The 8393-nt window shown below is 71.5% G+C and carries 7 protein-coding genes; 6 read left to right on the top strand and 1 reads right to left on the bottom strand.

The genetic code is table 11. From position 1 onward, the window contains the following. Positions 1-287 precede the first annotated feature (287 nt). The 4 genes from hsp20 to VM889_09340 all read left to right on the top strand — a co-directional run bounded on the left by hsp20 (position 288) and on the right by VM889_09340 (position 4291). Positions 288-821 carry an archaeal heat shock protein Hsp20 gene (gene hsp20 / locus VM889_09355; protein HVL48751.1) on the top strand — a complete coding sequence of 178 codons (534 nt, stop codon included), beginning with the start codon at positions 288-290 and terminating at the stop codon, positions 819-821. Positions 822-846: 25 nt separating this feature from the next. Continuing rightward, complete coding sequence (gene thsA / locus VM889_09350) at positions 847-2463, top strand: thermosome subunit alpha (GenBank protein HVL48750.1); 1617 nt, start codon at positions 847-849, stop codon at positions 2461-2463. A gap of 261 nt (positions 2464-2724) precedes the next feature. Further along, positions 2725-3963 carry a hypothetical protein gene (locus VM889_09345; GenBank protein ID HVL48749.1) on the top strand — a complete coding sequence of 413 codons (1239 nt, stop codon included), beginning with the start codon at positions 2725-2727 and terminating at the stop codon, positions 3961-3963. Positions 3964-4015: 52 nt separating this feature from the next. After that, positions 4016-4291 (top strand): DNA-directed RNA polymerase subunit K, encoded by a 276-nt coding sequence (locus VM889_09340; GenBank protein HVL48748.1) that lies wholly within the window; start codon positions 4016-4018, stop codon positions 4289-4291. 4 nt (positions 4292-4295) lie between these two features. Here the strand turns inward: VM889_09340 and VM889_09335 are convergent, their stop codons facing one another. After that, entirely contained in the window at positions 4296-6344 is a 2049-nt protein-coding gene (locus VM889_09335) for a S16 family serine protease (GenBank protein HVL48747.1), read from the bottom strand. A 55-nt stretch (positions 6345-6399) separates the two neighbouring features. Here VM889_09335 and VM889_09330 point away from each other — a divergent pair, with 55 nt between their 5' ends. Further along, complete coding sequence (locus tag VM889_09330) at positions 6400-7047, top strand: alpha/beta fold hydrolase (GenBank protein ID HVL48746.1); 648 nt, start codon at positions 6400-6402, stop codon at positions 7045-7047. A 52-nt stretch (positions 7048-7099) separates the two neighbouring features. Next, positions 7100-8393: PQQ-binding-like beta-propeller repeat protein (locus VM889_09325; GenBank protein HVL48745.1), on the top strand; the 1294-nt coding region annotated here is incomplete at its 3' end.

Raw genomic sequence — 8393 nt, 5'->3', positions numbered from 1 at the left:
ACGCGGGTTTGGGTCGGGGGTCCAGGGGGCGGCAGCCCCCTGGCGCTGGGGGGAGGCCGCGGCGTCACGCCGCCGCGGCGAGCCCGACCCGCAGGTCGGGCGAAAGTCCAGAGAGGGGGCGCGCGCAGCGCCCCCACTCTGGCACGGAGTGACACGAGCCGAGGTCGCGCCGCAGCGCGACCTCGGTGTGAAACTCGTGTCATGAAGTGCACCGCTGAAAGCCCCGAACCCGACAGGCGCAACCTATTAGTAGAACCGCTGGTCTACCGGCCTCCGAGGGTGACCGCTTGGATCCTTGGGACGACTGGCGGAAACGCCGCAAGGCCATGGGCTTCCCCGACGACGTCTTCGCCGGGATGGAGGCCGAGATGGAGCGCATGCGGGCCATGATGAACCGCTTCCTCGAGGAGGCCTCGAAGGCCGCGGGGAAGGAGCCCGGCGAGCCCTTCGTCTACGGCTTCTCGATGCGCATGACGCCCGACGGCAAGCCCCAGTTCCAGGAGTTCGGGAACACGCGCCCGTTCACCCCCGCCGCGGCGGAGGGGCGCGAGCCGCTCACGGACGTCATCGAGTCGAAGGACGCGGTGAGCGTGACGGCGGAGCTTCCGGGCGTGGAGAAGAAGGACATCAACCTCCACGTCGCGGAGCGCAAGATCACGATCAAGGTCGCGGAAGGGCGCAAGTACCACAAGGAGATCGCGCTTCCGGCCGCGGTCGTGCCGGACTCGGCCAAGGCCACGTACAAGAACGGCATCCTCGACATCACGATCCGGCGCGCGGGCGGCCCCGACGATTCGGGCCACCGCGTGCAGGTGCAGTAGGGACTACACCAAGGAGAAGAACACCATGATGGGCAACCAACCCGTAATCATCCTGAAGGAAGGCACGCAGCGCACGAAGGGTCGCGGCGCGCAGTCGAACAACATCCTCGCCGCGAAGGCGGTCGCCGACGCGGTCCGCTCGACGCTCGGCCCCAAGGGCATGGACAAGATGCTCGTGGACAGCATGGGCGACGTCGTCATCACGAACGACGGCGCGACCATCCTCAAGGAGATCGAGGTCCAGCACCCCGCCGCGAAGATGATCATCGAGATCTCGAAGACGCAGGAGAGCGAGGTCGGCGACGGCACGACGTCGTCGGTCGTGCTCGCGGGCGCCCTCCTCGCGAAGGCCGAGGAGCTCATCGAGGACGTCCACCCGACGCTCATCACGCAGGGCTACCGCCTCGCCTCGCAGAAGGCGCTCGAGATCCTGAACGGCATCGCGATCACGGTCAAGGCCGACGACGCGGAGACGCTCAAGCGCATCGCCCGCACGAGCATGGCCTCGAAGGGCGCGAGCGTCCACAGCGACGTCCTCGCGGACGTGACCGTCAAGGCCGTCACGAGCGTCGCCGAGAAGAACGCGAACGGCACCTACACGGTCGACAAGGACTCGATCAAGATCGAGAAGAAGACCGGCGGCGCCGTCCAGGAGACGGAGCTCATCAAGGGCGTCGTCCTCGACAAGGAGCGCGCGCACAGCCGCATGCCCCAGTCGGTGAGGAACGCGAAGATCGCGCTCGTGAACGCCGCCCTCGAGATCAAGAAGACCGAGGTCGAGGCGAACATCGAGATCACGGACCCGAGCCAGCTCCAGGCCTTCCTCGACGAGGAGGAGCGGACCCTCCGCCGCTTCGTCGACCAGGTCAAGGGCACGGGCGCCACGGTCCTCTTCACGCAGAAGGGCGTCGACGACCTCGCCCAGCACTTCCTCGCGAAGGAGGGCGTGTACGCCGTGAAGAGCGTGTCCGAGAAGGACATGAAGAAGCTCGCGAAGGCCACGGGCGCGAAGATCGTGAGCAACCTCAAGGACCTCACGAAGGACGACCTCGGCCAGGCGGGCCTCGTCGAGGAGCGCAAGATCGGCGACGACAACCTCACGTTCGTCGTCGACTGCCCGACCGCGAAGTCGGTCACGATCCTCATCCGCGGCGGCACGGAGCACGTCATCGACGAGGTCGAGCGCACCCTCGACGACGCGATCGGCGTCGTCGGCACGGCCCTCAAGGACGGCAAGATCGTCGCGGGCGGCGGCGCCCCCGAGATCGAGGTCGCCCTCGGCCTCCGCAAGTACGCGGCGACCGTCGGCGGCCGCGAGCAGCTCGCGATCGAGGCCTTCGCGGACGCGGTCGAGGTCATCCCCCGCACGCTCGCGGAGAACGCGGGTCTCGACGCGATCAACGTCCTCGTCGACCTCCGCCAGGCCCACGAGAAGGGCCAGAAGACGGCGGGCATCAACCTCGACAACGGCAAGGTCGAGAACATGCAGAAGAACAACGTCGTGGAGCCGCTCCGCGTAAAGACGCAGGCGCTCCAGTCGGCGACCGAGGTCGCGACGATGATCCTCCGCATCGACGACGTCATCGCCGCAAAGGAGTTCAAGGCCCCCGCCGGCGGCGAGGGCGGGGACGGGGACTTCTGAGCGAAGCGAGGAAGGCCGCGTCCCCGCGCGCCCGAACCGCGTTCGGGCAAAGCGGCGACGGGGACTTCTGAGCCCCGCGCCGCCCCCCGCGGGCGGCGCGTCCATTCCTCTCACGCCTCCGGCGCGAGGCCGCATCCCGGGGCTCCGCGGTTGCCGCGGAGCCCGCTCCTTTTCTCCTTTGATCCCCCGCGAGCCTCGGCCCCGATCCTGGGATCAGGCACGTGATACCTTCATGACCCGCCCCGGACATGGGTGAGCGATTTGTCGCGCCTCGAATTCGACGTCGGGCTGCCCCTCGCGCTCTGGGTCGGCGGATTCCTTCTCCAGCTCGCGATCGCGGGATGGGTGCTCGTCCTCGCCCCACGGGAACCCCTCCACCGCGCGTTTGCGGCGCTGTTCGGGGCGAACGCCGTCTGGGACCTCCTCTGGGGTATCGGCAAGCTCGCGCTCAACCCCGCGACCGAGGCCTTCTTCTTGCGGCTCGTCGGCTACAGCATCGTCCCGACGTGCGCGGCGCTCCTCGTCTTCCTCTCGTATTATCCCGAGCGCCGGTTCCTCGCGAAGGTCCCCTTCGCATTCCCCGCGCTCGCGGCCGCCTCCGCGGTCGCGCTCGCGGTCCACGCGCTCGCCGTGCCGTTCTGGCACCACGTTCTCAGGAACGTCCTCGACCTCCTCTGGTTCCCCGTGCTCCTTGGCGCCGCGGTTGCGCTCGGCCTCGCGGAAGCGCGGCGGCCGCCCGCCGGGCGCGACCCTTCGAGGCTGCTCGTCGGGGCCGCCTTCACGCTCTACCCGAACTGGGTGTTCCTGGAGATCGCGACCGGGTCCTACGTGCCCACGAACCCGACGGAACCGCTTGAGATCGTTCCATGGGCGATCCACATGGGCACGTTCGTCGCCGCCGCGGTCTACGCGTTCCTCGCTTCCGTCGCCTGGCGCATCCCGTCGACCGGCCGCGGCACCGCGATCCTCCTCGCGCTCGTCTACGCTGGCCTCCTGGCTTCCGTCGCGTTCGAGCTTTCGGGCGTCGTCTCGATCCTGTTCGGGGCGATCCCCGCCTACGCCCTCGCGCGCCACCGCCTCTTCGACATCGACGTGCGGCTCCGGTGGGGGCTTTCGCGGGGCGCCGTCGCGGGGGTCATCCTGGCGGCGTTCTTCGTCGTATCCCAGCTCGCCGAGGCCTATTTTTCCGACGAGGTCGGCGGATTCGCGGGCGCCGCCATCGTCGGCCTGCTCCTCTTCTCCATCACCCCCCTCCAGCGCGCCGCGGAGCGCTTCGCGTCCGCCGCGGTCCCCGGACGAACGCCGGCCGAAGCCTCCAGGGGATCGACGCGCCTCGCGGAGGACGCCTATCGTCGCGCGCTGCGCCTCGCGCTGCGCGACCGCGTCCTCACGCGCGACGAGGAGCGCGAGCTCGCCCTCCTCGCGCACGACCTCGGCCTCCCGCCCGCGCGGGCCTTCGCGCTCCGGGACGAGGTCGAGGCCGCGAAGCCCGCCGCCTGACTCCCAAACCTTCATATCCCCCTTCAGGGTTTGCGATGCCCTGGTGGCCCCGATGGCGAAGCAGTCCTCTCCGGCGAAGAGCGAAGCGATCCAGTTCAACCGCTTCGAGCGCGCCCGCATCATCGGCGCCCGCGCCCTCCAGATCGGCATGGGCGCGCCCGTCCTCATCGACGTCGACCACGTCGTGGACCCCGTGAAGGTCTCCGAGGACGAGTACGCGCGCGGCGTCATCCCGGTGACCGTCGTCCGCCCCACGGGGCGCGCGATGCGCGACCGCAGCAAGGTCCGCGTCACCGCCGCGAAGTACCTCCGCTCGAACGTGCAGTAGACGTTCAACGCGGGGCTTCGCCTTCTCCTCGTTCCTCGACACGCCCGAGCGAAGCGGCCGATTCCCGGGCGTGCCGCGCCCAGACGCCTTCGAGCGCGTGCCGCATCGCGGCCGACGCGATCGGGTCGTGCGCGGGCGCGGCGCGCGGGGGCGACCGCGAGAGGGCGATCGCGAGCGCCGCGAGGCCGCCCCCCACGAGCACGCCGACGACGAAGATGCCGACCGCGAAGGCCGGCGTCACGCCGCGCGAGGGGATCGGGATCCCGGCCTCCCCCACGTAGCGGCTCGCGCGCGGCTCGGCGCCGTTCGCGGTGAGGTAGTCGCCGATGTTCGCGGTGACGCGCGCGAGGTTGTAGAACGAAAGCGCGTCGGCCGGTTGCGAGGCGACGAGGCTCTCCGCGAACTCGTAGTAGCTCACCGCGAGGACCGGCTCGGCGCCGCGGGCCCGCGCGGTCAGGATCGCGAGGCGCGCCTTCTCCTCCGCCGCCTCGATCTTCGCGACGGGGACCGTCGGCCCGTAGCCGGAAAGCTCGAGCGTCACCGAGGCGCGGACCTCGCCTTCGAGCGCCTCGAAGAGCGCGGCGGCCGTGTACCCCGCGGCAAGGTCGCGCTCGCCGTCGGCGAGAGACTGCCGCGCGACCGCGAGCGCGGGCGGCGCGAGTCCTCCGGCGTTCATGAGGACCGCCTCGACGTACGTCACGGTCTCGGTCGCGCTATCGAGGGCCTCCCGCGCGCGGGCACGCAGGGCCTCGGCGCCGATCGGCGCGCCGGGCGGGAAGCTCCGGCCGATCTCGAGCCACCACTGGACGGTCTCGGCGCGCTCGGCGGCGTAGGCCGCGTCGTGGAGCGCCGCAAGGTACGCCGGGATCGCGGTGGCGTTTCCCGCGATCGACCGGGCGGAGGCGAGCAACGCCTCGGCCTCGGTCGCGCGCGTCTGCGCCGCGCCGAGCGACTCCACCTCGGCGAGGCCGTCAACGGACGCGGCGCGCGCGTCCCGCGAGGCGCGCTCCACGATGGTCGAGGTTTCCCGCAGGATGGCCGTTGCCGCCGAGGCCGGGGCCGGGGACGCGAAGAAGCGGGCGGCGTAGGCGATGTAGCGCGCCTCGATCGAGGCCTGGAAGCTCCTCGACGCCGTCGTGTAGTAGGTCTCGTTCGCGAACGCCTCGCGGGCGGACCGCATCGTCACGTCGGCGGAGGCGAGGCGCGAGGCGAGGTCGGGACGCGCTTCCGCCGGGATCGAGGGCGAGGCGAGGGCCACGCGCGCGGCCTCGACGTCCGCGCTCGCCTCGTCGAGGAGCGCCGTCGCGGCGGGCTTGAGGAGCGACTTGAAGCGCGCGTCCGTGACGTTGCCCGTCACGTTCGGCTTCTCGAAGACGTGCCCCGTCATGTGGCGGAGCGCTTCCTCCACGTCGGTCACGGGCTCGCAGGCGATCCGGAGGGCCTGGCGGCAGTGCGTCGCAAGCGGCGTCGGGGCGAAGCGCGGATCCGTCGGCGCGATGACGTCCTGCCCCGCCGGGAAGAGGAAGAGCGTCGCGCCCGCCTGCGCGGCCGCGAAGGCCTTGGCGGCGACGCCGCCCACCGGCCCGACGCCGCCGTCGGGGTCCACGGCGCCCGTCATCATGACCGACTGGTTCACGGTCCAGTTCTTGAGCGCCGCGACGGCCGCGACGGTCATGACGGCGCCCGCGCTCGGGCCGCCGATGATCGGCGAGGCGGACCGCACGACGAAGAAGAAATCCTTGTCGGAGACGGGGATGTCCGTGAGGCTGCTCGCCACGCGCACGGCGAGCCGCGCGGAGCCCTGCATGTCGAGCTGCGTGAGCGGGACGGTGTCGATGAAGATGTGTCCCGACCCCCCGTCCGCGACCGCCACGCTGATCGTCGCGACGGCCCCGACGAGGCCCGCGGGCGTCTCCTCGACCGCGATCGCGTTCACGGCGACGGGGGGCCTCAGCGTGAGCGCGCCCCCGCCCGCCTGGCCGACCGCCGGGGTCGCGGGGGCAAGAAGGACGACGAGCGCGAGAAGACACGCTGAAGCGCGGAACCGGCGCATCGTCGCACGCATCCGGTCCGCCGGATTTATCTCTTAGGGTCGCCTCCCTTGGGGCGTGGATGCGTCCTCGCCCGAGGCCTCGTCCGCGTTCGCGCCCGCCCGCGAAGCGCGCGCCGAGCGCCACCCGGTGATCCTCGTCCCGGGCGCGTTCGGCCAGAACCTCGTGTACTGGAACGTCATGCAGTACCTGCTCGAACGCGACGGCTTCCCCGTCTACAGCGTCACCTTTCCGCGGTTCACGTTTTCGGACCTGCGCGAATCCGCGCGGCTTCTTGCGGGCAAGGTGGGCGCCGTCGCGGCGTCGGAGTCCGCGGACCGCGTGAGCCTCGTCGGGCACTCGATGGGCGGCCTCATCGCGCGCTACTACGCGGAGGTCCTCGGGGGCGCGAAGAGCGTGCACGGTCTCGTGTGCCTCGGGACGCCGCACCGCGGCACCTACGCGGGCCTCGGCGCGCCCGTCCTCATGGGCGCGCGCCAGATCCTTCCCGGCTCGACCTTCCTCAAGGAGCTCGCGCACGCGCGCCTCACGGCGGCGACGCGGATCACGAACATCTACAGCCGCTTCGACACCGTCGTCCTCCCGCCCGCGAACGCGCGGCTCGACGACGAGCGGGCGACGAACCGCGTGACGAACCTCGCGGGCCATTGGGGCCTTCTTGCAAGCCCCCGCGTCTACCGGTGGATCCGCGAAGCCGTGGGATAGCTCCGGCGTTCGTACCACAAACCACGACGACGCGGCCCCCGATGCCGCGGCCATGGCCAAGGCCGCTCTCCTCGTCCTCGCCCTCGTGGTCGCCCTCGCCGGTTGCGCCGCCCCGCCCCCCGGCGGCGACGGCGGCAAGCCCCCCACGAGCCCGACGCTCGGCGGGCCCGGCGCGAGCGACTGGCCGATGTACGGGCGCGACCTCGCGAACTCGCGCCACAACACGGACGAGAAGGCCTTCGACGCTTCGCGTCTCAAGGACTTCCGCGAGGCGTGGCGCTTCTTCGCGGGAGGCGCCATCACGGGCACGCCCGCCGTCGTCGACGGCAGGGTCTACGTCGGGAGCTGGGCGGGGAAGTTCCACGCGCTCGACGCCGCCACCGGGCGCGTCCTCTGGAACGCCACCGTCGGCGCGCGCGTGGACTCGTCCGCGGCCGTCGATGACGGCGTCGTGTACTTCGGCGATTCGAACGGGACCCTGCACGCGCGCGACGCCGCGACGGGCGCCGCGAAATGGTCGGTGCGCTCCGACGTCTACAACTCGACGCACCTCTGGGGCTCGCCGGTCGTCGTGGGCGACCTCGTCATCACGGGCGTCGCCTCCGACCAGGAATCGTGGCGACACAAGGGCCCGCTCGACTTCCGGGGGTCCGTCGCCGCCTTCCGCGTGGCCGACGGGAGCCTCGCCTGGCGCCACGTCCTCGCGGAAAGCGGCGAAGCGGGTTCGCCCGTGTGGAGCACGCCCGCCGTCGACCTTGCGACGAAGCGGCTCTTCTTCGGGACCGGAAACGCGTACCGCGAGCCCGCGGGCGCGACGACGGACGCCCTCGTCGCGCTCTCGCTCGAGGACGGGTCGCGCGTCTGGCTCCGCCAGATGACGAAGAACGACGTCTTCACGCAGACGAACCCGATCAGCCCGGATTGGGACTTCGGCGCGTCCGCGAACCTCTTCCGGGTCGGCGACCGGCTCGTCATGGGCGAGGGCCAGAAATCGAGCGTCTACCACGTTCTCGACGCCGCGACGGGCGACATCGTGTGGCAGCACGGGGAGGCCGTCTCCGGCGACGGGATCGTGGGGTCCACCGCGGCCGCGGGCGGCCGCATCGTCGTCCCGTACGCCGCGAAGCAGCGCGTCGCGGCCCTCGCGATGGCGGACGGGCGCGAGGTCTGGACGCGCCCGCTCGACGGCGCCGTCTTCGCGCCTCCCGCGGTCGCGGGCGGCGTCGTCGTCGTCGGCTCGACGGGCGGGACGCTCCACGCGCTTTCGCTCGCGACCGGCGAGTCGCTTGCCGCGAAAGCGCTCGGGGTCGGGCCGATCTACGGCGGCGCGAGCCTCGCCTCGGGGA

It is taken from the genome of Candidatus Thermoplasmatota archaeon, assembly GCA_035540375.1.
GTDB lineage: Archaea > Thermoplasmatota > SW-10-69-26 > JACQPN01 > JAJPHT01 > DATLGO01.
This window is presented reverse-complemented; position numbering and strand designations above follow the sequence as displayed.

Excerpts from the sequence above, each read along its gene's own strand:
- thsA (HVL48750.1), top strand. The coding sequence starts at position 847 with ATGATGGGCAACCAACCCGTAATCATCCTGAAGGAAGGCACGCAGCGC.
- VM889_09340 (HVL48748.1), top strand. The coding sequence starts at position 4,016 with ATGGCGAAGCAGTCCTCTCCGGCGAAGAGCGAAGCGATCCAGTTCAAC.
- VM889_09335 (HVL48747.1), bottom strand. The coding sequence starts at position 6,344 with ATGCGCCGGTTCCGCGCTTCAGCGTGTCTTCTCGCGCTCGTCGTCCTT.